General features: G+C 68.5%; 20 protein-coding genes. 11 read left to right on the forward strand and 9 right to left on the reverse strand.

Translation table 11 applies throughout. The features are described 5' to 3' along the window. Nucleotides 1-45: 45 nt before the first annotated feature. Nucleotides 46-648, reverse strand: a complete 603-nt coding sequence (locus ACQCSX_RS03910; protein WP_427017769.1) for an antibiotic biosynthesis monooxygenase — start codon at nucleotides 646-648, stop codon at nucleotides 46-48. A 119-nt stretch (nucleotides 649-767) separates the two neighbouring features. On the opposite strand from ACQCSX_RS03910, the gene ACQCSX_RS03915 reads away from it, so the two are divergent. The 3 genes from ACQCSX_RS03915 (at nucleotide 768) to ACQCSX_RS03925 (ending at nucleotide 4,012) form a co-directional block, all read left to right on the forward strand. Then, nucleotides 768-956, forward strand: coding sequence for a hypothetical protein (locus ACQCSX_RS03915; protein ID WP_427017770.1), 189 nt, complete (start codon nucleotides 768-770; stop codon nucleotides 954-956). A gap of 215 nt (nucleotides 957-1,171) precedes the next feature. Next, a complete protein-coding gene (locus ACQCSX_RS03920) occupies nucleotides 1,172-2,449 on the forward strand; it encodes an MFS transporter (protein WP_427017771.1) in 1,278 nt (425 codons plus the stop codon). Nucleotides 2,450-2,569: 120 nt separating this feature from the next. Beyond that, the gene (locus ACQCSX_RS03925) at nucleotides 2,570-4,012 is read left to right on the forward strand and encodes an IS1380 family transposase (protein ID WP_427015697.1); all 1,443 of its coding nucleotides are present in this window, start codon (nucleotides 2,570-2,572) and stop codon (nucleotides 4,010-4,012) included. A gap of 209 nt (nucleotides 4,013-4,221) precedes the next feature. Here the strand turns inward: ACQCSX_RS03925 and ACQCSX_RS03930 are convergent, their stop codons facing one another. Beyond that, nucleotides 4,222-5,373: an IS630 family transposase gene (locus ACQCSX_RS03930; protein ID WP_427017772.1), complete on the reverse strand. Its 1,152-nt coding sequence runs from the start codon at nucleotides 5,371-5,373 to the stop codon at nucleotides 4,222-4,224. Nucleotides 5,374-5,420: 47 nt separating this feature from the next. Here ACQCSX_RS03930 and ACQCSX_RS03935 point away from each other — a divergent pair, with 47 nt between their 5' ends. The 3 genes from ACQCSX_RS03935 (at nucleotide 5,421) to ACQCSX_RS03945 (ending at nucleotide 6,874) form a co-directional block, all read left to right on the forward strand. Continuing rightward, nucleotides 5,421-5,771: a hypothetical protein gene (locus ACQCSX_RS03935; protein WP_427017773.1), complete on the forward strand. Its 351-nt coding sequence runs from the start codon at nucleotides 5,421-5,423 to the stop codon at nucleotides 5,769-5,771. 138 nt (nucleotides 5,772-5,909) lie between these two features. Beyond that, the gene (locus ACQCSX_RS03940; protein WP_427017774.1) at nucleotides 5,910-6,203 is read left to right on the forward strand and encodes a DUF1540 domain-containing protein; all 294 of its coding nucleotides are present in this window, start codon (nucleotides 5,910-5,912) and stop codon (nucleotides 6,201-6,203) included. Nucleotides 6,204-6,244: 41 nt separating this feature from the next. After that, nucleotides 6,245-6,874 carry a peptide deformylase gene (locus tag ACQCSX_RS03945; RefSeq protein WP_427017775.1) on the forward strand — a complete coding sequence of 210 codons (630 nt, stop codon included), beginning with the start codon at nucleotides 6,245-6,247 and terminating at the stop codon, nucleotides 6,872-6,874. On the opposite strand, the gene ACQCSX_RS03950 is transcribed toward ACQCSX_RS03945, so the two are convergent. Next, nucleotides 6,871-8,964: a S9 family peptidase gene (locus ACQCSX_RS03950; protein WP_427017776.1), complete on the reverse strand. Its 2,094-nt coding sequence runs from the start codon at nucleotides 8,962-8,964 to the stop codon at nucleotides 6,871-6,873. The genes ACQCSX_RS03945 and ACQCSX_RS03950 overlap by 4 nt on opposite strands. 115 nt (nucleotides 8,965-9,079) lie before the next feature. On the opposite strand from ACQCSX_RS03950, the gene ACQCSX_RS03955 reads away from it, so the two are divergent. Next, a complete protein-coding gene (locus tag ACQCSX_RS03955) occupies nucleotides 9,080-9,976 on the forward strand; it encodes a putative RNA methyltransferase (protein ID WP_427017777.1) in 897 nt (298 codons plus the stop codon). Here the strand turns inward: ACQCSX_RS03955 and ACQCSX_RS03960 are convergent. Then, the gene (locus ACQCSX_RS03960) at nucleotides 9,939-10,604 is read right to left on the reverse strand and encodes a YczE/YyaS/YitT family protein (protein ID WP_427017778.1); all 666 of its coding nucleotides are present in this window, start codon (nucleotides 10,602-10,604) and stop codon (nucleotides 9,939-9,941) included. The genes ACQCSX_RS03955 and ACQCSX_RS03960 overlap by 38 nt on opposite strands. A 60-nt stretch (nucleotides 10,605-10,664) precedes the next feature. Here ACQCSX_RS03960 and ACQCSX_RS03965 point away from each other — a divergent pair, with 60 nt between their 5' ends. The 4 genes from ACQCSX_RS03965 (at nucleotide 10,665) to ACQCSX_RS03980 (ending at nucleotide 14,373) form a co-directional block, all read left to right on the forward strand. Beyond that, nucleotides 10,665-12,074 (forward strand): PLP-dependent aminotransferase family protein, encoded by a 1,410-nt coding sequence (locus ACQCSX_RS03965; protein WP_427017779.1) that lies wholly within the window; start codon nucleotides 10,665-10,667, stop codon nucleotides 12,072-12,074. A gap of 57 nt (nucleotides 12,075-12,131) precedes the next feature. Then, nucleotides 12,132-12,623: an NfeD family protein gene (locus ACQCSX_RS03970; RefSeq protein ID WP_427017780.1), complete on the forward strand. Its 492-nt coding sequence runs from the start codon at nucleotides 12,132-12,134 to the stop codon at nucleotides 12,621-12,623. Between the two features lie 121 nt (nucleotides 12,624-12,744). Continuing rightward, nucleotides 12,745-13,752 (forward strand): SPFH domain-containing protein, encoded by a 1,008-nt coding sequence (locus ACQCSX_RS03975; RefSeq protein WP_427017781.1) that lies wholly within the window; start codon nucleotides 12,745-12,747, stop codon nucleotides 13,750-13,752. Nucleotides 13,753-14,025: 273 nt separating this feature from the next. Continuing rightward, nucleotides 14,026-14,373: an RNA polymerase-binding protein RbpA gene (locus ACQCSX_RS03980; protein WP_427017782.1), complete on the forward strand. Its 348-nt coding sequence runs from the start codon at nucleotides 14,026-14,028 to the stop codon at nucleotides 14,371-14,373. Nucleotides 14,374-14,500: 127 nt separating this feature from the next. On the opposite strand, the gene ACQCSX_RS03985 is transcribed toward ACQCSX_RS03980, so the two are convergent. From ACQCSX_RS03985 to tatA, 5 genes are all read right to left on the reverse strand, one after another. Continuing rightward, a complete protein-coding gene (locus ACQCSX_RS03985) occupies nucleotides 14,501-15,241 on the reverse strand; it encodes a polyprenol monophosphomannose synthase (RefSeq protein ID WP_427017783.1) in 741 nt (246 codons plus the stop codon). A 467-nt stretch (nucleotides 15,242-15,708) separates the two neighbouring features. Then, complete coding sequence (locus tag ACQCSX_RS03990) at nucleotides 15,709-17,370, reverse strand: amidohydrolase (RefSeq protein ID WP_427017784.1); 1,662 nt, start codon at nucleotides 17,368-17,370, stop codon at nucleotides 15,709-15,711. A 57-nt stretch (nucleotides 17,371-17,427) separates the two neighbouring features. Next, nucleotides 17,428-20,289, reverse strand: a complete 2,862-nt coding sequence (locus tag ACQCSX_RS03995) for a DEAD/DEAH box helicase (protein ID WP_427017785.1) — start codon at nucleotides 20,287-20,289, stop codon at nucleotides 17,428-17,430. A gap of 18 nt (nucleotides 20,290-20,307) precedes the next feature. Further along, nucleotides 20,308-21,102, reverse strand: a complete 795-nt coding sequence (tatC, locus tag ACQCSX_RS04000) for a twin-arginine translocase subunit TatC (RefSeq protein WP_427018963.1) — start codon at nucleotides 21,100-21,102, stop codon at nucleotides 20,308-20,310. 47 nt (nucleotides 21,103-21,149) lie between these two features. Continuing rightward, a complete protein-coding gene (gene tatA / locus ACQCSX_RS04005; protein ID WP_427017786.1) occupies nucleotides 21,150-21,437 on the reverse strand; it encodes a Sec-independent protein translocase subunit TatA in 288 nt (95 codons plus the stop codon). Between the last annotated feature and the right edge of the window lie 3 nt (nucleotides 21,438-21,440).

Genomic DNA, 21,440 nt, shown 5'->3' on the forward strand with positions numbered 1-21,440 from the left:
AGGATCTGCGGCCGAAGTCCGATTAAAACGCCGATGAGACCATCATCAAACGCGACTGTAGTGTGAGGCCAGCTGGCGCCGCGGCAGTTTCCGGGCGGCGTGCAGCCACGGGCGCAGCAGGCGGATGCTGGCCGGGAGGAAGATATAGGTCATCAGCGGCGTGAGCAGACAGACAGTCAGCAGGACGGACAATGGCAGGGGCCATTCCTTGATGAGCGGATGCAGCAGGAAGTTGGCCAGCAGGCTCAGCGGGAAGAACGGCAGGAAGATGCTGACTGCCTGCTTCCAGCGCGGCGGAACCACCGTCTCCGGCATGCTCACGCTGACGCCGCCGGGTTTCTCGAACCAGCCCTCGATGCCGGTGCGGTGCTCCACCCGGGTGATTTCCATCAGTTCGGCGGCGCTTTCGGTCCACCAGCGGCGCTCCGGCGACCCGTCCCAGGCCTTGAGCGATTCGGCATCGGCGAACCGGTACAGCATGTGCCACTCATCGGACTCCGGGGCCGTGCGCACCCAGCCCGAGCCCAGGTACCCTGGCCATTCGCGGGCGAGTTCCTGCCCCGCATGGGCCCAGGCGGCAAATTGCCGGTGGTAGCCGGGCAGAACGGTGCGGGCGATGGAAACTGTTACTGACTGCGAAGATGCCACCTTTCCAAATTATCGTTTCGGGCGGGCCGGAACCGCCCGAATGGCACCAAGTGCCAGGCTGGAATCGTGAATCCGGACACGCACGCCGGGACAATGGCATACAGACCAAGGAGAAGACCATGAAGTTCATTTTGGAAGTTGATCTTGGGGCTGGCGCCGTCGCCGGCGACGCGGCGGCGGAACTGGGTCGCATCCTGCGGTACTGGGCAGGCAATGTGAAGCACTACCCGCTTGCCCCGGGCCATACGGAAACCATCTACGACAGCACCTACTCCCCCGTGGGCACCTGGCGGATTGAGGGGTCATGATCCCCGCGCCAGCACTGGCACAGGCCAGTTGACAACCTGGCGGCCACGTGCCACACCAAATGACACTTCTGTCAAGCCTTGGCCACAAACTGGTGAAACGCGGTACAGTTCCATGAGTGACCCGGAACACATCGACCGCCTAAGGGAGGTGCGCGGCCGGTAATAATAGTGGGGGCTGGACAAAAATGGGGAAGACCGTCAGGAGCACGGCGCGTGTGGATCGGGCTGCCACGGCACCCGCCGCTCCGGGCCTGTTCCGGCAGGCAGGCTACGTGCGGCTCTGGCTCGCCAACGTGGCCGGGGGGCTGGGCGAGCAGTTTGCCATCCTGGCACTGAGTGTCACGGCAGTGCTGGTATTGCATGCGACGCCGTTCGAGGTGGGTGTCATCACCGCACTGGGACACGCTGGAAACCTGGTCCTCGGAATCCCGATCGGCGTCTGGGTGGACCGCTGGCAGAAGAAGTCCGTGCTGGTCACCGCCGAACTGATCCAGTTTGCCGCGGTAGCCAGCATCCCGGTCGCCTGGTTCCTGGGTGGGCTGAGCATCCTGCAGATCATGGTGGTGGCAGCCCTCACCGGTACGGCAGGTGTCTTCTTTGACACGGCCCACACCTCGATCCTTCCGCTGCTGGTGGGCCGCGACAGGGTCTCCGAGGCCAACGCCCGCCTGCAGACCTCCACCACCACTCTCTCCATCGTGGGTCCCGGTGTGGGCGGCCAGATCCTGCGCCTGGTGGCCGCGCCGGTCCTTTACATCTTCACTGCCGCCACCCATCTGCTCTCCGTCCTTTTGCTGGTGCAGATGCCCGTGCGCGAGGAACCGCTGCCCAAGGCGGACAGGGTGCCCTTCCGCGAATCGCTGGCCACGGGGTGGCGGTTCGTGCTGGCGCACCCGGTGCTGCGGACTTTCATGATGACAGCAGCGGCCAACAACCTCGGGGCCGGGGCGCTGACGGCCATCGTGCCGATCTTCGTGCTGCGCCAACTGGGCATCACCCCGGAGACCTACGGGCTCCTGCTCTCGATCGGTGCCGTGGGCGGCATCGTGGGCTCGCTGATCGGGCTCAAGGTCAAGGACTGGCTGGGTGAGGTCCGCACGGTGGTCGTCGCCAACGTGACCCTGCCTGTGGCGTTCGCGCTGCTGCCACTGGTCACGGTTGTCCCGCTGCCGCCGGTGGTGGCCGTCGCCGGCAGCGAGTTCCTCTTCGGCGTGATCATCGTGGTGGGCACGGTCAGCTCCTCGGGCATTCGCGCCAAGATCACTCCGGCCAGAATGATGGGCCGGGTGGCCTCGGCCAGCAGGTTTGTCTCCCTGGGCGCCATTCCGGTGGGCTCCGTGGTGGGCGGCCTGGTGGGCACCTGGCTGGGCAGCGTCCCGGGACTGTGGCTCTCGGTGGGACTCGCGGCCCTGGCCGCCGTCATCTCGATCACCTCCCCGCTGCGTCCGATGCGCGACCTTCCGCCGGAGCTGGCGTACGACGGCGAGGACTAGCCCGGGGTTTTCATCAGGGTTGGGCTGAGGGGTGTGTTTAAGACACGAAAAGGTGCTCTGACAAGGGAAAATAGGGGTGTCTACGCCGTTATTTCCGTGTCTTGAAGGAGCACCTTTTCGATGCATCAGCCTACCAAGGTCTTCCCGTCCCTCCCGGTCACTTTCACCGGCCAGTCGCTGGTCTCCCATGCCGGGGGACGGATCCTGACCTCATTCATCGACGCCCTCGGGTTCCGGGACCTGTGCGAGGACCGGCTCGGGCAGTTCGTCCCCGCGATGGCCTCACACCGGCCCGGGAGGCTGCTCGGGTCGCTGGCGGTGATGCTCGCCGCCGGCGGCGAGCACGCCTCGGACCTGGACATCCTGCGCGCCCAGCCCGGCGTGTTCGGCAACGTGCCCTCGAACGCAACAGTCTCCCGGTTCTTCGAACGCACCGTGAAGAACCCGGACGTCTTCGATTACGGCTTTTCGACCCTGGCCAAGGAACTGCGGACCCGGGCATGGGAAGCCGCAGGAGACCGCAGCCCGGCGGTGAAGGCGACGGCCGCGGACCCGCTGCTCATCGACCTCGACGCCACCTTGGTGACCTCGCACTCGGACAAGGAACAGGCCACCGGAAACTACAAGGGCGGGTTCGGATTCGCCCCGTTCACCGCCAGCCTCGATTACGGTGCCGGCAGCGGCACCGGGGAGGAACTCGCGGTACTGTTGCGTCACGGCGGGGCCACGGCGAACAACGCCGAGGACCACATCCGCATCTTCGAGGCCGCCATCGCCGTCCTGCCCGACTCCCTCTACGGTGGGACCGGGGAACTGGACGGGGAGAAGATCCTGGTCCGCACCGACAGCGCCGGCGCGTCCCGGAAGTTCCTCTGGTACCTGCATTCGCGGGGCGTGCAGTTCTCCGCCTCGTACCCGGTGCCGGTCGGCAAGGCCCACATGATCGACTGGATCAACGACAAGAAATACTGGCAACCGGCCCTGGACCAGGACGGGGTCGAACGCGATGACGCCTGGGTCATCAACGCCACGCAGGTGATCCCGCTCGATGACTACCCGCCGGGGACGAAGATCTTCCTGCGCGCCGAACCGCTGCACCCCGGCGCGACACCGACCCTGCTCGACATCGACGGTCACCGTGTGACAGCGTTTCTGACGAACTCCCCGCGCTGGCACGGACCTTTTCTGGATGCCCGGCACCGGGCCCGCGGCCGGGCCGAGAACCGCATCAAAACCCTAAAGAACACCGGGCTCGGAAAGCTCCCCTTCTTCGATTTCGCTGCCAACCAGGCCTGGGCCAACCTCGCGGTCCTGGCCGCGAACCTGGTCTCCTGGCTCCAGCTCACCGCCCTGCCCGACGGCCACAAAGCACGGGGCTGGGACATCAAACGCTGGCGCTACCGGCTCTTCGCCACCGCCGGGAAAATCATCACCCGCGCCCGCCGGAACCACCTGCTGCTGCCCGCCGCCGCGCCGGAGCAACCCCTGATCAGCGCCCTGCTCGAAGCCATTGAACGGATCGCCGCAGCCGCGAACCGCCCCGCGGTCCTCCTGCGGGCCTGACACCGCAACCCCCCGTCAACCAACGAGCAGGAAAGAAGAACACCAACGGGAACAGTGGAAGCCCGCGCACAGCCCGGCGCCCCCGGGTCCATCAGCCACACCCGAAATCCGATTCAGCCCGCCGGGACGGCAAAACCCGCACCCAACGCCCCGACCGCCGTCCGATGAAAAATCCGGGCTAGTGGTCATTTTCGTTAGTTCGTCGGGGGTCAGGCGGCCTGCCAGATGGTGTCCTGTTCGTGCCTGGCCAGGCGCTTCAGGTAATCGTTGAGGTCGTCGCGGGTGTATTTCCAGTCGAAGGGTTCGGCGGTGGCGTTGTAGCGGTCCTGGAAGGCCAGCAGGCGCTCCTCAAGCTCGTCCAGGGTCGCGAAATCACCGCCGGTGATGGCCTTGCGCCCGACGATGGAAAAGTAGATCTCGACCTGGTTCAGCCACGAGGCATGCACGGGCAGGTGCACCAGGACCGCGGTCGGCCAGGCGGTGCGCATGCGTTCGATCGAGGCCTGGCCGTTGTGGGAGGCGCCGTTGTCGACCACCCAGAACACCCGTTTCGCGGAGGCATAGGGTTCGGTCGTCATGACCTTCCCGGCGAGTTCCGTGAAGGGGGCGATGCCGGTGGTGGGGGCGGTGGTGCCGATGACCCGGGCGCGGTGGACGTCGTAGGCTGCAAAGTAGGCAAGGGTCCCGCCGCGGCGGTATTCGAATTCGACCCGCCGGGTGCGTCCCGGGCCCGGGGCCAGACCGGGGTGGATCCGATGCAGGGCCTGCAGCTGGGATTTCTCGTCGGCGCTGATGGCGTACTCATCCGGGCCCAGAGGTTCCGCCTCCCAGATGCGGGCGTAGAGGTCCAGGACCCGGGCGGCCTTGGGTTCGAACTCCGGGTCGCGGGGGAAGATCCAGGACCGGTGCTGCCAGGGTTTGATCGCGTCCCCGGCTAGCCATCGGGCCACCGTGGCCGGGCTGATCGATCCAACCAGGCGCTCGGCGACGGCCTGGGCGGCCAACTCGGTGGCGGACCAGCGTGTCAGGGGCAGGTCCTTCTTCTCCGGAGGCGTGCAGGCCATGGCCTTGATCTGCGCGGCCTGGACCGGGGTGAACGTTGGCGGGCGCCCCGACCGGTGCAGGTCGGCCAGGGCCTTCAGGCCGCCGGCCGCGTAGCGCCGGCGCCACTTGCGCACCGTGTCCACGTGGATGCGCAGGTCCGCTGCGATCACCGCATTGGGCTCGCCCCGGGCCGCGGCCAGCACGATCCGTGCCCGCACCACGTCCCGGAAGGCCAGCCGTTCCGAGCGGGCCCGGGCAGCCAGAACACTCTCCTCCGCCGGGGTCAGGACCACTGCAAACGGGCTTTGAACTCTCATGCCTTCCGTTGTACTCCTGCCGGGATGCCTGGGGCACAATGGAGCCCATGGCACGGATCCCGGACTCCACGAAGACCTCGCTCCACCAGCACCTGAGCGCTAGGGCCGCCGAACGCTGGCCGCAGATCGAACGGATCGAGGTGCGTTTCCGGGCCGGCTTCGCCTACGTCGACGCGCTCCTGTCCGGCGGGGAGGTCCTGCCCCTGTGCCGGCTGCGCTACGCCGGCTACGCCAACGCCTGGGGCTTCGCCATCTACCGCGCCAGCCACGACGACTACCAGGACAACTATCTGCCCACCGGCCTGGCCGGCGGCTCCGCCGAGGATGCACTGGACACAGCCTGCGGCCTCTACCTCAACGATCCCACCGCCTGGAACCTCGAACCCCCGACGAACTAAAGAAAATGCCCACTAGGTCCGCCGTCCGCGGTGGGCGGTCCGGGAGGGTCCAATAGTGCAGGGAAATTCGTGCTAATTGGTCCCGGCCGCGTGGTGCTAAGTTCGCTGGTATACGAACGATTCGCCTCGGGAGGAACCATGACCAAGCACGTAGCCAACGTCACCGAATGCGCCGTCCACAACTGCTCGTTCAACCACCACGACGAATGCGGCGCCTACGCCATCACGGTGGGCGGCAGCGCCGACCATGCCAGCTGCAGCACATTCATCGACACCTCGGCCTCCGGCGGGCTGACCAAGGTGCTGGCGCATGTGGGTGCCTGCCAGCGCAGCGAGTGCACGCACAACAACCACCTGATGTGCGATGCCCACAATGTGCATGTCGGACCTGGCGCGGAAGCGGCGGACTGCCTCACCTACGAGGCGCGCTAAAGCATTCCGCCACTCCGCTGGGCGGCATCTAGACTGTTCGGATGACCGTCAGCGACGCACAGCTCCAGGACCAGGTGGCCGCCATTGTGGAGGCAGACACGCTTCCATCCATTGTCCAGGCGGGCCACCCGGTCCTGCGTGGGCAGTCCGTTGAATACAGCGGGCAGCTCGGCAGCGCCCAGCTCGACGCCTTGATCGAGGTCATGCGGAAGGTCATGCATGCCGCCCCCGGCGTCGGGTTGGCAGCGCCCCAGCTCGGCATTGGCCTCCAGCTGGCGGTGCTGGAGGACCTGTACGACGTCACCGAGTCCGTCGCGGCCGCCCGCTCGCGGGAGCCGCTGGAGTTCCTTGCCATCCTCAATCCCCGCTACAGCCCCCTGGGCAGCGGCACGGCCTCGTTCTACGAAGGCTGCCTGTCCATGTCCGGCTGGCAGGCAGTGGTGGAGCGCCCGGCCAGCGTGCGGCTGGCCTACACGGATCCGGCCGGCACCGCCGTCGGCGCGGAGTTTTCCGGCTGGCAGGCCCGGATCGTGCAGCATGAAACCGACCATCTGGGCGGCACACTCTACATCGACAAGGCAAATACGCGCTCCCTGGCGGACAACGCGGAATACGCCGCCCGCTGGGCCCAGCCCGGCATCGGACTGGCCCAGGAGGGGCTGCGCTTCTAGTCCCCGGCGGCTCCCGCCGCACGCACGCTCGCGCCGGGGCCCTCGCCACCGTGGGCCCCCGCCGGGGCCGGGTTGGCAGCCGTCGGCAGGTGCCGCGCCCACCAATCCAGGATCGCCTCGAACCGCTGCTTGCGGTGGTGCGGCGTGCCGGTGCGCGAGAGCTCATGGTTTTCGCCCAGGAAAACCAGCATCGCGGTGGGGACCCCCTGCATTTTCAGCGCGGTGTAGTAGCGCTGTGCCTGCTCCAACGGGCAGCGCAGGTCGTTTTCCGAGTGGACCACCAGTGTCGGGGTGCGCACCGAACCAACCTGCGCCATCGGGCTCTGCGCCGCCACCGCGGCGGGATCGGTGCCGGTGTAGCCGGCGGAGAAGAACCAGCCGATGTCGCTCGAGCCCACGAACGAGGCCGGATCCAGGTAGCCACGCTCCACAATGGCAGCAGTAAACCGGTGGTCCTGGGAGATGGTCCACGCCGAAAGGTAGCCGCCGTAGGATCCTCCTTGGATGCCGACCCTGTCGGCATCCAGAGTGGGCGTGGACGCCAGCGCACCCTCCAGGAAGGCCAGCACATCCGCCATGTCCACGGTGCCCATGGCCTCCTTGATGGCCCGTCCATGGTCAAAGCCGTAGCCGGCGGATCCGCGCGGATTGCACATCAGCACCGCATAGCCGGCCGAGGCGTACACCTGCGCCTCGTCAAAGAGTCCCCAGCCGTACTGGCTGAACGGCCCGCCATGGATGGTGAGCAGCACGGGGTGCGGACCCTCCCCTTCAGGCAGCAGCATCCAGCCGTGGACGGGGTGGCCGTCCGCGCCGTCGTACACCGCCTCCATCAGCCCCAGCACACCGGCCTCGGCACGGAACCCGGCCGAAAAATCACTCACGCGGGCCAGCGCGCCGTCCCGGTCCACCACGCCGGCGTCACCGGCGGTGGACGAGTCGACAAAGCTCGCCACGACGGCGTCGCCGGCCACACCCGCACCTGTCACCACCCGCTCGCCGGCCAGCAGCGTTTCCACGCGGCCATCGGCAGCCACACGCACCAGGTGCGCGGCGCCGCGGCTGCGCACCAGGCCAATGACGGCGTCGGGGCCCCAGGGCAGCAGGTTGGCCGGGGTGTCGCCAAAGTCCAGCTCTGCCGCCTCCGTGAGCCGCCGCGCCTCGCCGGCCACTCCATCGAGGCCATACGGGGCCACGTACACGCCCTCATGGGCCGCCACGAAATCGGTGCCGCTCTCCCCCAGCTCAGCCGCCAGGAAGAACAGCCAACGCCCATCGTTGGAGACCACCGCGGCATGGGCGGACAACCGGGACATGCCGGTGGACCGGCTCAGCTGCACCAGATCCTTGCCCGCCAGGTCGATCGAGTAGATGTCCGAACGCAGGTCCCCATCCGCACCGCTGTGCAGGCTGGCGCTGAACACCAGCCGGCCGCCGTCGGGGGTAAACACCGGCCCCACGTGGTCGGCCGGGGCCGACGTCAGGACCCGTGCCTCGGGAACCGTGGCAGGGGCAGGGCCGGCGGCCTTGGCCCGGCCCACGGGGGCAATGGCGGGTTCCGCATCAACGGACGGGACATCGAGCACAAACAACTGCTGCGGCTGGTCGGCCGTGTAGCCAAGGCCGTTGGCGCGGGACTTGAAGGCATCCACCAGCCGGGCATCCTCGGCGCCGGGTCCGACGCCGTCGAGCGTCCCGTAGCGGCCGGGGGCCGGGACCCGCGCAGCTAGCGCAATGCGCAGCGAATCCGGGGACCAGGCAAAGGAGTCCACCCCCAGCGGCTGGTCGGTGATGACGGTGGGCTCTCCCCCGGCGGCATCCACAATGCACAGCTGCGCACGGCCGGCCGGCTCGGACCGCAGGAAGGCCAGCACCCGGCCGTCCGGCGAGAAGCGCGGGGCGGTGTCCCGGAAGCCGCGGGTGATGCGGCGCGGCGGCGCGCTGCCATCGAGGGGAACGGACCACAGTTGGCCCACATAGGCATCGGCGGCAAAGTCGGCGCGGGTGGCGGAGACGACGGCGCGGCTGGCATCGGGGTGCACGGTGGGAGCGGATACGGACGTCAACAGGGGCAAGTGTTCAACCTTCACCCGTGCGAGCCTAATGCCGCACGGCGCCCGGAACGCGAACCGCCGCGGCCCGGCGCGTTCGCGGGCAGTCCCCGGCGCGGCAGGTGCGGGGCGGGTGGCGAACTAGGATGGGGGGATGGATTCCGCCGCGGTTGCCGCCCTCATCTGCCCCGTCTGCGCCGACGAATTTGTGCAGCCAGCCCCGGAAGGCACGGCGCTGGTGTGCGCCGCCGGACACAGCTTCGACCGTGCCAGGCAGGGCTACGTGAACCTGCTCAGCGGGTCCGGCACCCACTTCCTACCGGACACCGCCGACATGGTGGCCGCCCGGGACGCGTTCCTCGGCGCGGGCCACTACGACGTCCTGGCCGCGGAACTGGCGCAGACGGTGCTGGACGGGCTGGCACCGGAACCCGCCGGCCGCGAACCCCTGGTCGTGGACGCGGGCACCGGCACCGGCCACTACCTGCATGGCCTCCACCGCGCTGCCGCCGAGCGCGCGATCCCGCTGCATTCGGTGGGCCTGGACATCTCGAAATTTGCGCTGCGCCGGGCCGCCCGGGCCAATCCCGGGACGGCCAACCTGGTCTGGGACCTCTGGAAACCGCTGCCGTTGGCCGCCGGCTGCGCCGACGCCGTCGTGGTGGTCTTTGCCCCGCGCAACGCCGCCGAGTTTGCCCGCGTGCTGCGCCCGGGCGGGCGGGTGGTGGTGGTAACCCCGGCGCCCGGGCACCTGGCCGAGATCGCCGCCGCGACCGGGATGCTGGGCGTCCAGCCGGACAAGGAGGAAGCGCTCACCGCGGCCCTGTCCGGCTGGTTCGCCCCGGAGGGAACCCGCACTGTCGGCTACACCCTGGGCCTGGCCCGGGCCGAGGTGGCCGCCGTGGCCCTGATGGGCCCCGCCGGGCACCATCTGGACGCCGCGGAACTCCAGGCCCGGGTGGCCGGCCTGCCGGAGACCAGCAATGTCACGGCGGCCTTCCGGATCAGCGAGTTCAGGCTGCTTCCGCGGCAGGAGTGGGCACCGGCATAGGCTCCACGGCATTGGCCCGCTTGCCGTGCAGGTCCACCTTGAGCCAGCGCAGCGTCAGCTGGGTCAGCGGTCCGACGCCGACGGTGAAGACCACCGTGCCCAGTCCCACCTGTCCACCCAGGAGGAAGCCGGCCACCACCACTGTGAGTTCAATGCCGGTGCGGACCATCCAGACCGGGCGGCCGGAGACACGGACCAACCCCGTCATCAGGCCATCGCGTGGGCCCGGTCCCATGCCGGCACCAATGTAGAGGGCCGTGGCGAAGGAGAGCAGCAGGAGGCCCGCGGCGAAGAGCAGGCCTTGGTCCAGCCAGAAATTGGCCTGCGGGATGATGGCCAATCCAAGGTCCGCAAATGGACCTATCAGGAAGGTGTTGGCCAGAGTGCCGAACCCCGGCCGCTGGCGCAGCGGAATCCACAGCAGCAGCACGGCGACGCTGATGACAGTGGTGCACAGGCCAAAGGACAAGCCAGTGGTGTGGGCCACACCCTGGCTGAACACGTCCCAGGGCGAGGCGCCGATGTTGGCGCGGATCATCAATGCGATGGCGATGCCGTAGGCAAAGAGGCCGGTGAGGAGGCGGGTGGTGCGGAGCGCAAGGTTTTGGGAGGTCATGAAATGGGGCATGGATCCAGTTTCACCCAAACTGGACTTCTCAGACAGGTCCAATTCGCCTAAGGTGGCCTTATGACTCCTCTGGTGACAGCCCGGCGCCTGACCCTCGACCTCGGTGAATGGCGGACGTCCGGGCCGGCCTACCGAGCCCTGGCGGACAGGGTGCGGATCCTGCTCATGGACGGGCGCCTGGCCAGCGGCTCCCGCCTTCCGGCCGAGCGCGAGCTCAGCTTGGCCCTGCAGGTCAGCCGGACCACCGTGGCCGCGGCGTATGCCAAACTGCGCGACGACGGCTACCTGCTCAGCATCCGCGGCTCCGGCAGCACGCTGGCACTGCCCGGCGGAGCGCGTGGCAGCCAACCGCTGGAGACCGGGCTACCGCTGGACTTCACCAAGGCCACGGCACCTGCCTACCCCGGGCTGGCGGCCGCCTACCTGCAGGCCGCCGAGGAGCTGCCGCGGTACCTTGGCCACGACGGCTTCGACATGACGGGCCTGCCCGAATTGCGCGAGGCCATTGCCGGGCACTACGAGGCCCGCGGGCTGCGGACGGCACCGGACCAGATCATGGTCACCATCGGTGCGCAGCACGGCCTGAGCCTGCTCACCCAAACGCTCTACTCGGCCGGGGAACGGATCCTGGTGGAGCAGCCCACCTATCCGCATGCGCTGGACACCTTCGCCGCGGCCGGTGCCCGGATGCTGGCACTGCCGGTCAGCGCCGAATCCGGCTGGGACGTGGCGGCCGCACAATTGCAGATCCGCCGATCGGTGCCGAGCATGGCGTACCTGATGCCCGACTTCCACAATCCCACCGGGCTGTCCCTGGACGTGGACGGCCGCGCCCGGCTCAGCGCAGCCGCCCAGCGCGAGGGCACGGTGCTGGTGGCCGACGAGACGACTGCCTGGCTGGACATCGACCGCGGGACGCTCCCGCCGCTGGCCTCCTTTTCCTCCCAGGTGGTGACCCTGGGGTCCCTGGGCAAGCTGGCCTGGGGCGGGCTGCGGATCGGCTGGATCCGGGGCCCGCGCGAGCTGCTGGCCCGGGTCCTGCGGAACCGGCCCGCACTGGACCTCGGCACGCCGATCTTTGAGCAACTGGTGGCGATCAAGTTGATGGCGGACCTGCCGGCACTAACCGCCAGCCGCCGCCGCGGGCTGCGCGAGGGGCGGGACACCCTGGTGGAACTGCTGGCCACGCACATCCCGCAGTGGGATGTCCACGTGCCCGACGGCGGCATGTCGCTGTGGATCAACACCGGCTCGGTCTCCACCTCGGCGCTGGCCCTGGCCGCGCGCGCCGAGGGGCTGGCCATCGTGCCCGGGCCCCGCTTCGGCATGGACGGCGCGTTCGAGCGCTTCCTGCGGATCCCCTTCGCCTACAGTGCCGAGCAATTGTCCCAGGGAGTGCAGATTCTGGCGGAGGCGTCCACCAAGGTCGGCTCCAGTCCGCTGCGCATGCCCCTGCAGGCCGTGATCTGAGGCCGCCGCGGCAATACGTAGTACGCTGAATGTACGTTGAATCACAAGGGGGAAACAATGTACGAATGGTTGGCCACAAACGCCTGGATCCTTTGGCTGGCGGTATTTCTGCTGCTGGCGGTGGTGGAGATGCTCACGCTTGACCTGTACTTCATCCTCATGTCTGCCGGCGCCCTGGCCGCCATCGTCGCCTTCTTCACCGGCGCCCCCTTCTGGCTGCAGATCGTGGTCTTCGCCGTCGTCGCGCTGGCCCTGACCGTCTTTGTCCACCCCATCGCCATCGCCCATCTGCGCAAGGGCCCCCTAGAGCGCCGGACCAACGTTGACCGCCTGATCGGCCACAGCGCCGTCGTCGTCGCCGCGGTGAGCGCCGAGGGCGGACTGATCAAGATCGGCGGGGACACCTGGAGTGCACGCACGCACAGCGGCGGAACGCTCGCCGTGGGCCAGGGCGTTGAAGTGACGGCCATCGATGGTGCGACCGCCATTGTGGTGCTCCCCGGCACCGCGCCTGCCGCCGGTTCCTCCGCCAGCACTGCCGGCCAGTAGCGCCCGGCCCGTCCGGGCCGCTGCAGTCCCACCGGAACGCTGCCTGCGGATCCGGTCCCCACGAATTGACGGGTGGAACGCCACCCGTGCATCCCTTTGACACTAGGAAACGAGGCGAAATATGGGTGACAACGCTGGAGCGGTGGCGCTGACCATCGTGCTGTTGGTCCTGATCATCTTTGTGGTGATTGTGCTGGTGCGGTCCATCCGGATCATCCCGCAGGCGCGGGCCGGAGTGGTGGAACGGCTGGGCAAGTACCAGCGCACGCTCAACCCCGGATTGACGGTGCTGATCCCCTTTGTGGACCGCCTGCTGCCGCTGCTTGACCTGCGCGAACAGGTGGTCTCCTTCCCGCCGCAGCCGGTCATCACCGAGGACAACCTGGTGGTCTCCATCGACACGGTGGTGTACTTCCAGGTCACCGACCCGCGTGCGGCCACCTATGAAATTGCCAACTACATCCAGGCCGTCGAGCAGCTGACCACCACCACACTGCGCAACGTGGTCGGTGGCCTGAACCTGGAGGAGGCACTGACCTCCCGCGACCAGATCAACGGCCAGCTGCGCGGAGTGCTCGATGAGGCCACCGGGCGCTGGGGCATCCGTGTCAGCCGCGTTGAGTTGAAGGCGATCGACCCGCCCCTGTCCATCCAGGACTCGATGGAAAAGCAGATGCGTGCCGAGCGCGACCGCCGTGCGGCGATCCTGACGGCCGAGGGCACCAAGCAGTCCGCGATCCTGACCGCCGAGGGTGAGCGCCAGTCCGCCATCCTCAAGGCCGAGGGTGATGCCAAGGCGGCCATCCTGCGCGCCGACGGCGAGTCCCAGGCCATCCAGAAGGTGTTCGACGCCATCCACAAGGGCAATCCGACGCAAAAGCTGCTGGCCTACCAGTACCTGCAGACGCTGCCCAAGCTGGCCAACGGCACCGCCAACAAGCTGTGGATCATCCCCAGCGAGATTGGCGAGGCGCTGAAGGGCATCGGCTCCGTGCTCGGCGCCGCGTCCCCGGACTCCCCGTTCGGCGGCCTGGATTCCGACGCCGGGACCACCGGCACCCACGCCGGCGCCCCCGCGGCGTCCGCACCCCCAGCACCGGGCGTTCCCCCGGCAATCCCGGGCCTCTGACAAGCGCCGAACCAAGCGTCGAACGGCGGGGCGGCGGACCACCAGGCCCGCCGCCCCGCCGTTGGACGTATAATGGATACTCGCGCCCACGACACGGTTGCCCGGCCCCTTGAGGCCGGACCGGCTGGCCGCGCAAAGAGTTCAGGAACAAGGCGACGCAGACATGCGTTGAACCAATTGACGTTAGAGGGACCGGGGCGGACAAGCGCCGCCGCGGAACCGTCACTGCCGTGCCCGTGCCAACGGGCACCGCATATGAAAGAGGGAGAAGTCATGAGCGATCGCAGCCTTCGGGGCATGCGTCTGGGCGCCCAGAGCATGGAAACCGAATCGGGTGTCGAGCCGGCACCGCGTCAGCGCGTTGAGTACCGTTGCGCAGATGGTGAGCAGGTTTTCGTGACGTTCTCGTCCGAGGCCGACATCCCCCCGGTGTGGGTCTCCAAGACCGGCAAGGAAGCACTGCTGGTCAACGGCGAGAAGCCGGTCGATTCGAACGAGAAGCCGGTGCGCACGCACTGGGACATGCTGCTGGAACGCCGCAGCGTGCCGGAGCTGGAGCAGATCCTGGCCGACCGCCTGACGATCCTGCGCGAACGTCGCGGCCAGGCCGCCAAGGCCTAGTCCCCACCCGCCCTCTGGCCTCGCTTCGCTCGATCAGGGAACCCTGCGGGCGTGGGCCCACCCACCGGAGCACCCATGCGAAAGGGCCCCGGGAACCATCTGGTTCCCGGGGCCCTTTCGTGCGCTGCTACTTCTTCGGGAACTTGGCGCCGAAGAGCTTGTTCCAGCGGGCGGTGAGGCCCCACTTGGTGACGTTGACCATGGCCTCCTGGACGATGTTGCCGCTCATCTTGGAGGCGCCAAACTCGCGCTCCACGAAGGTGATGGGCACCTCGACGATGCGCAGCCCCAGCTGGGCCACCCGCCAGAGCATGTCCACCTGGAAGCCGTAGCCTACGGAGTCCACCTTGGCCAGGTCCAGCGCCTCGAGGGTGCTTCGGCGGAAGGCGCGGTAGCCGCCGGTGATGTCCCTGACGCTCACACCGAGCAGCATGCGGGAGTACACGCTCCCCCCGCGGGAGAGCAGCTTGCGGTGCAGCGGCCAGTTGACCACCTTGCCGCCGGGCACCCAGCGGGAACCCAGGGCAAGGTCGGCGCCCTGTTCGACGGCGTCCAGCAGCATCGGCAGCTGCTCGGGCTGGTGCGACCCATCGGCGTCCATCTCCACCAGGACGTCGTAGCCGGCGTCCAGGCCCCAGGCAAAACCGGCCAGGTAGGCCGCTCCCAGCCCTTCCTTGCCCCTGCGGTGCAGGACGTGGACGTTGGGATCGGAGGCCGCGAATTCATCGGCCAGGGCGCCCGTGCCGTCGGGGCTGTTGTCATCGGCAATGAGCACGTCGGCGTGGGGCACGGCCGCGCGCAGCCGGGCCAGAGTCTTGGGCAGCGACTCGAGCTCGTTGTAAGTGGGAATGATCGTGAGGACACGCACGGATGGGTGCCTTTCATTGCTTGTGACGTGAAAAAGATCAGTTCACGCGCGGAGTTAGAGCACGGGCAGCGGCGCCGCCACGCAGAGGGCGGCGGGCGCCAAGTGTCCAGTATACGGGGGCATAAAGGGGGCAGGTCCACTCGTCTTCGGGCCACCCGGGGCCGCCGCGGGGGCGGCGCCGGCTGTTTTCTACTGACGTATGGACCTGCCCAAGTGCCAGGGCAGGCATCGCGCGGGCTTTTCCAACGCCGCAGGAGTGCATTCCTGCAACTCCCAAAGTGGCGTTGCAGGGCCGCCGCTGCTGTGCTGGCCGGGCCGGAAGACGATGGGCTCTTCCAATCCGTTGAGATACGATCCTCCCGCCCCGGCCTGCGGCTGTCAACATGCCCTTGACCTGCGGCGATGTCCATCGCCGCAGGTCAAGGGCATGCCGGCCGCCAAGGATTTCGGTGCGGATTTTTTGGCCGTTACCCCGCAGCAGCCTCGGCCAGGGCAAACCCGTCGGTGGCGAAGAGCTCGCGGCCGCGGTGCACGGTGGCCAGGGTGCGCGGATCCGAGCCGGTGTCCAAGGCCGGGAGCAGCGGCGTCCGGGCCCGCGGATCCGTGCTCCAGGACTGCACCCGTTCGTCGGCCACCTGCACCATGAGCTCCTCCACCTCCCAGATGGCGTAGCTCGCCGGAGCGCCCGGGACCAGCTGCCCCATCAACGGATTGCCTTCACGGGCGGCCCGCCAGCCGGCCCTGGTGTGGCCGATGAAGGCGGCGCGGGCCGAAATGCGCTGGTCGCTGCGGTGGTGCATCAGGGCCGCCCGCACGCTGGCCCAGGGGTTCAGCGGCGTGACGGGCGAATCGGAGCCCAAGCACACCGGCACACCGGCGGAGAAGTACGCGGCGATGGGGTTCAGCGTGGCGCCCCGGGCGGCACCCAGGCGCCGCTCGTAGAGGCCGTCCGGGCCGCCCCAGAGGGCGTCAAACACCGGCTGGACGGAGACGGTGACCGAATGGGCCGCCAGGGCGGCAATGGCCGCGGCATCGGCCATTTCGGCGTGCTCAAACCGGTGGCCGGCCGCGCGGACCTTGTCCAGGCCAACCCTGGCCGCGGCGCGCTCGAGGCCCTGGACGGCGATGTCCATGGCGCCGTCGCCGATCAGGTGGAAGCCGGCCTGCAGGCCCAGCTCCGAGGCGGCGGCCAGGTGGTCGGCGACGGCGTCCACGTCCAGGTAGCTGGACCCGTGCGTGCCCGGGGCATCGGCATAGGGCTCGCGCAGCAGGGCCGACCGCGAGCCGATCGAGCCGTCAATGTTCAGGTCGCCGGCCAGGCCAAGGACAGGGGTGCCCAGCGCCGCCAGCACCCCGCGCGCCTCCTCGGCGCTGCGGACGGCCTGCCCCCAGTAGGGCAGCACCTCCACCGCCGCGCCGGAGCCGGCGGCGCCGGAGCCGGCGGCGCCGGAGAGGGCGGCCAATGATGCCAGATCCTCCGCGGAGCCCACATGCGGGGCGGCCATCTCGGCCACGGCCACGTAGCCGGCCGCAGCGGCGGCGTCCAAGGCGCGGCGCTGGACGCGGGTGCGCTCGGCCGGCTCCAGCCGGCGCGATTCGGCCCGGGCTCCGTGGTGGGCCTCGCGGACCACCAGTCCCTCCCCCAGCCAGCCATCCAGCTCCGCGAGCCCACAGTGCCCGGCCAGGGCCGCGGAGACCACTGCGGAGTGCACGTCGACACGCGAGAGGTAGACCATCCTTCCGGGAGCGGCGCGCTCGAGCTCGGCCAGGGTGGGCGGGCGCCCCTCGGGCCAGTTGTTTTCATCCCAGCCATGGCCCAGCACGATGCCGGGGGCCGCCGCGGCGGCCGCCGCGACCAGGTCCAGCGCGAGCCCCAATGTCGCGGCCACGCCCAGATCCACCGAGCCTAGGGCCAGGCCGGTCTCGGTGACGTGCACATGGGAGTCGACAAAGCCGGGGGTGACCAGCGCACCGGCCAGGTCCACCACCTGCATGCGGGCATCGGCCAGCGACGTGGCCGCGTGCTCGCCGCCCACCCACGCGACGGTGTCCCCGTCCACCAGCATCGCGGTGGCCAGGGGGTCGGCCGCACTGTAGACGGAGCCGTTGCGGTACAGGGTCAATGGCATGGGGGGTCCTTTCACACAAACAAAAAATTCGTCGGCGCCCGCCAGCGGGCGGTGGCGCTACTCGGCCACGGAGGAGTACGCCACCACGCCGCGGCGGACGGCGTCGATGCTGCGCACGCAGGTCCGGCCAAAGCCGGCGGGCATGCCGGGCACCTTGGCCAGCTGGTCCAGCAGATCGATGACCTGCTTGGCCCAGCGGACAAAGTCGCCGGCGGCCAGGTCCGTGCCGTCCAGCACCTCCTGCAGGGGCTTGCCGCGGGCCCACTTGTACATGGGCCAGACCAGGCCGAGCTCCGGCTCCCCGGTGAGGGGCAGCTTGTGTGCCTCCTCGACGTCCTGGAGCACCGACCATTGGCGCACGACGGTGTCCACCGCGGATTCGAGCGAGATGCTGGGCATCCGGGGGCGCACGCCGCGCTCCTCGCGCTTGGCCTGGTAGACCAGCATGGAGGCAAGGCAGGCCAGCTCGGCTTCATCAAGGTCGTCGAAGGCGCCCTCGCGCAGGCACAGCGAGACCAGCAGGTCCTTTTCGCCGTAGACCCGGCGCAGTCGTTCGCCGTCGGCGCTGGGCTTCGGGTTTCCGCTGGCGTCCGTTTCCACATAGCCGAACGCCGAGAGGACATCGCACACGCGGTCAAAGGTTTTGGCAATGGTGTTGGTGCGGCCCTGGATCTGCCGCAGCAGGACGTCCGTTTCGCGGCGCAGCTTCCACCAGCGCTCGGACCAGCGGGCATGGCTTTCCCGGTCGCTGCAGCCGTGGCACGGGTGCGCGCTGAGCTGGCGGCGGATGGCGGCAATGGCCTCTTCCTGCTCCGCGGCGGTGTGGCGCAGCGCAAAGCCAGTGTTCCGGGCGGTGCCGGCACGCCGGGGGGTCTCCGACTGGAGGGCATTCGCCACCGAAGAGAGCAGGTCCTTGCGGTCCTTGGCCACCTTGACGTTGAACTGTTTGGGGATGCGCACCTGCACCAGCGCGGACAGTGGACCGTTGAGGTCATGGACGCTCAGCCGGCGCACCTCCTTGTCCACGGTGAGGACCGTGGGCCGCGGCTCGTGGGCAAAGGCATCGGCGGCGACGACGACGGCGTGGCCGGGCGCCCGGCCCAGGGGTACATTCACGACGTCGCCCGGCCGCAGGCTGGCCAGCGAGTCCTCGACGGCGGAGCGGCGGCGGCGGGCGTTGGCGCGCGACGCCTCATCCTCCAGCTCGCCCAGCCGGCGGCGCAGCGCCGAGTACTCGGCAAAATCCCCGAGGTGGCAGGTCATCGACTTTTCGTAGCCGGCCAGGGATTCCTCCCTGGAGCGGACCTGGCGGGCCAGGCCCACCACGGACCGGTCCGCCTGGAACTGCGCGAAGGAAGATTCAAGGATCTGGCGGGAGCGCCCGCGGCCAAACTGGGCCATCAGGTTGATGCTCATGTTGTAGGTGGGGCTGAAGCTGGAGTTCAGCGGGTAGGTCCGACGGGACGCGAGGCCGGCCACGGCGGCCGGGTCCGTTCCCGGCTGCCACAGCACCACGGCGTGGCCCTCGATGTCGATGCCGCGCCGGCCCGCACGGCCCGTCAGCTGGGTGTACTCCCCCGCGGTGATGTCCACATGGGCCTCGCCGTTGAACTTCTCCAGCTTTTCCAGCACCACCGACCGGGCGGGCATGTTGACGCCCAGGGCCAGGGTTTCGGTGGCGAAGACCGCCCGGACCAGGCCGTCGGCAAAGAGCTTCTCCACCACTTCCTTGAAGGTCGGCAGCATGCCGGCGTGGTGGGCGGCCAGGCCCCGCAGCAGGCCATCGCGCCAGCCCCAGTAACCAAGGACTTCGCGGTCGTCGTGCGGCAGGTCGGCGCAGGCCTCGTCCACGCGGCGGGCAATCTCGCTCTGCTCGGCGTCGGTGGTCAGCCACAGCCCTGCATCCGAACACTGCTTCACGGCGGCATCGCAGCCGGCCCGGGAAAAGATGAAGGTGATGGCCGGCAAGAGGCTGGCCCGCTCCAGCGCGGTGATGACCTGGGCGCGGGTGGCCTTGCGGACCACCTGGCGGTCCTGCGGGGCCGGCTCCTGGCGGCCGTTGCGCTTGGACTTGTCCCGGCGGACCGGGCGGCCGCCATGGCCGTAGCGGCCGCGGAAGTTGGAGGTGGACTCGCTGCGGGCCAGCCGCGCCAGCTCCGGGTTGACGTCCCATTCCGTGCCCGTGGCCGGCTCGCCGGGAACGGGCAGCTCGTCAAAGGACGTGCCGCTGGCAAAGAGGTCCACCACATCACGGCCCACCAGGACGTGCTGCCACAGAGGCACCGGGCGGTGTTCGGAGACGATGACGTCCGTGTCGCCGCGGACGGTGTCCAGCCAGGCGCCGAATTCCTCGGCGTTGGAGACGGTGGCGCTCAGCGAGGCCAGCTGGACCTCGCTGGGGAGGTGGATGATCACCTCTTCCCAGACGGCACCGCGGAAGCGGTCCGCCAGGTAGTGGACCTCGTCCATGACCACAAAGGCCAGATCGTCCAGTGCCTCGGAACCGGCGTAGAGCATGTTGCGCAGGACCTCGGTGGTCATCACCACCACCGGCGCATCGGCGTTGATGTTGGTGTCCCCGGTCAGCAGGCCCACGTTCTCGTGGCCGTACTTGAGCGCCAGCTCGGAATACTTCTGGTTGCTCAGGGCCTTGATCGGCGTCGTGTAGAACGCCTTGCGGCCCTTGGCCAGGGCCAGGTAGACGGCGAACTCGCCCACGATGGTCTTTCCGGCACCCGTGGGGGCCGCCACCAGCACGCCCCGCCCGGCCTCCAGCGAGGCGCAGGCGCGTTCCTGGAAGTCATCAAGCTCAAACCCAAAGGATTCCTTGAAGGCACCGTAGCGGGTGCGGGCCTGTGCAGAGCGGGCCTTGGCCTGGCGGTACTTGTCAGACGGTGAGAGGTGTGCTGGCTCGGACATGATCCAAGCCTACGGCAGCTAGAGCTGCTCCAGATCCGTCAACGCAGTGGCCGAGTCGGCCGTGGCGTCGGTCTCGTCCAGGCGCTTGGCGTTGCGCCGGTCGCGGCGCTTGTCGTTGAGCATGCACAGCCCGATGGCGCCGAAGTAGAGCACCAGCAGCGGCGCGGCGAGGAAGAACATGGAGAAGGCATCGGCGCCCGGGGCCGCCATGGCGGAGACCACTGTCACGGCCAGGATGGTGATCCGCCAGGCCTTCAGGAAGGTGCGTCCGCGCACCAGCCCGGCGGCGTTGACGCCGAACAGCACCACGGGAACCAGGAAGGCAATGCCCATGAAGAGCATCAGCTGCATGACGAACTGCATGTAGTCCGTGGCGTGGATGATGTTGGAGCCGCCCGTGGGGGTGAAGGAGGTCAGGGCATGCACAATGTTGGGCATGATGAGCCAGCCCACCCAGATGCCGGCGGCAAAGAGCGGAATGGCCGCGAACATGTACCCCAGCGTGTAGCCGCGTTCCTTCTTGGTCAGGCCGGGGGTTATGAAAGCCCAGAGCTGGTAGATCCAGATCGGGGAGGAAAAAATGGCGCCCAGGAACAGCGAGGCCTGGAGCTTGAGGTCGAACGAGGTGGAAACGCCGTCGAAGTTCAGCGTGGCGACAACGCCGCGGTCCCGGCTAATGGCGGAAATGGGCTCGGCGACGTCGGTGAACAGCTGGTCGTACATGATCCAGCCGACGACGGCGCCGAGCACCAAAGCGATTGCACATTTGAAGAGCCTGTTGCGCAGCTCAATCAGGTGGTCCTTCAGGGCCATCCGGCCCTCAGGGTTGGCTTTGCGGCCTTTCAAAGTGCTCACTGTGCCTAGGCGGGGTTGTTGGTGCCGGTGGAGGTGCCGTCACCGGCACCGGTGGTACCGTCCTGCGGCGGGTTGTTGACGATCTTGCCTTCGACGGGGGCCTCTGCGGGCTTCGCGGCCGGGGCCGGCGTTTCCTTGCCGTCGTTCTTCATTTCCTTGACCTCGGACTTGATGATCCGCATGGACTGGCCCAGGCTGCGGGCCATGCCGGGAAGCTTCGGTGCAGCAAAGAGCAATACGACCACAATGATGATGATCAAGAGCACCCACGGGTTCTCAAACAACTTACCCACAAT

This window comes from Pseudarthrobacter sp. P1, assembly GCF_050156935.1.
Taxonomy (GTDB): Bacteria; Actinomycetota; Actinomycetes; order Actinomycetales; family Micrococcaceae; genus Specibacter.

Coding starts and splice junctions, on each gene's coding strand:
- ACQCSX_RS03980 (WP_427017782.1), top strand. CDS start 14,026: ATGAGCGATCGCAGCCTTCGGGGCATGCGTCTGGGCGCCCAGAGCATG.
- ACQCSX_RS03975 (WP_427017781.1), top strand. CDS start 12,745: ATGGGTGACAACGCTGGAGCGGTGGCGCTGACCATCGTGCTGTTGGTC.
- ACQCSX_RS03990 (WP_427017784.1), bottom strand. CDS start 17,370: ATGCCATTGACCCTGTACCGCAACGGCTCCGTCTACAGTGCGGCCGAC.
- ACQCSX_RS03940 (WP_427017774.1), top strand. CDS start 5,910: ATGACCAAGCACGTAGCCAACGTCACCGAATGCGCCGTCCACAACTGC.
- ACQCSX_RS03945 (WP_427017775.1), top strand. CDS start 6,245: ATGACCGTCAGCGACGCACAGCTCCAGGACCAGGTGGCCGCCATTGTG.
- ACQCSX_RS03970 (WP_427017780.1), top strand. CDS start 12,132: ATGTACGAATGGTTGGCCACAAACGCCTGGATCCTTTGGCTGGCGGTA.
- ACQCSX_RS03995 (WP_427017785.1), bottom strand. CDS start 20,289: ATGTCCGAGCCAGCACACCTCTCACCGTCTGACAAGTACCGCCAGGCC.
- ACQCSX_RS03955 (WP_427017777.1), top strand. CDS start 9,080: ATGGATTCCGCCGCGGTTGCCGCCCTCATCTGCCCCGTCTGCGCCGAC.
- ACQCSX_RS03930 (WP_427017772.1), bottom strand. CDS start 5,373: ATGAGAGTTCAAAGCCCGTTTGCAGTGGTCCTGACCCCGGCGGAGGAG.
- ACQCSX_RS03965 (WP_427017779.1), top strand. CDS start 10,665: ATGACTCCTCTGGTGACAGCCCGGCGCCTGACCCTCGACCTCGGTGAA.
- ACQCSX_RS03935 (WP_427017773.1), top strand. CDS start 5,421: ATGGCACGGATCCCGGACTCCACGAAGACCTCGCTCCACCAGCACCTG.
- ACQCSX_RS03915 (WP_427017770.1), top strand. CDS start 768: ATGAAGTTCATTTTGGAAGTTGATCTTGGGGCTGGCGCCGTCGCCGGC.
- ACQCSX_RS03925 (WP_427015697.1), top strand. CDS start 2,570: ATGCATCAGCCTACCAAGGTCTTCCCGTCCCTCCCGGTCACTTTCACC.
- tatC (WP_427018963.1), bottom strand. CDS start 21,102: ATGGCCCTGAAGGACCACCTGATTGAGCTGCGCAACAGGCTCTTCAAA.
- ACQCSX_RS03960 (WP_427017778.1), bottom strand. CDS start 10,604: ATGCCCCATTTCATGACCTCCCAAAACCTTGCGCTCCGCACCACCCGC.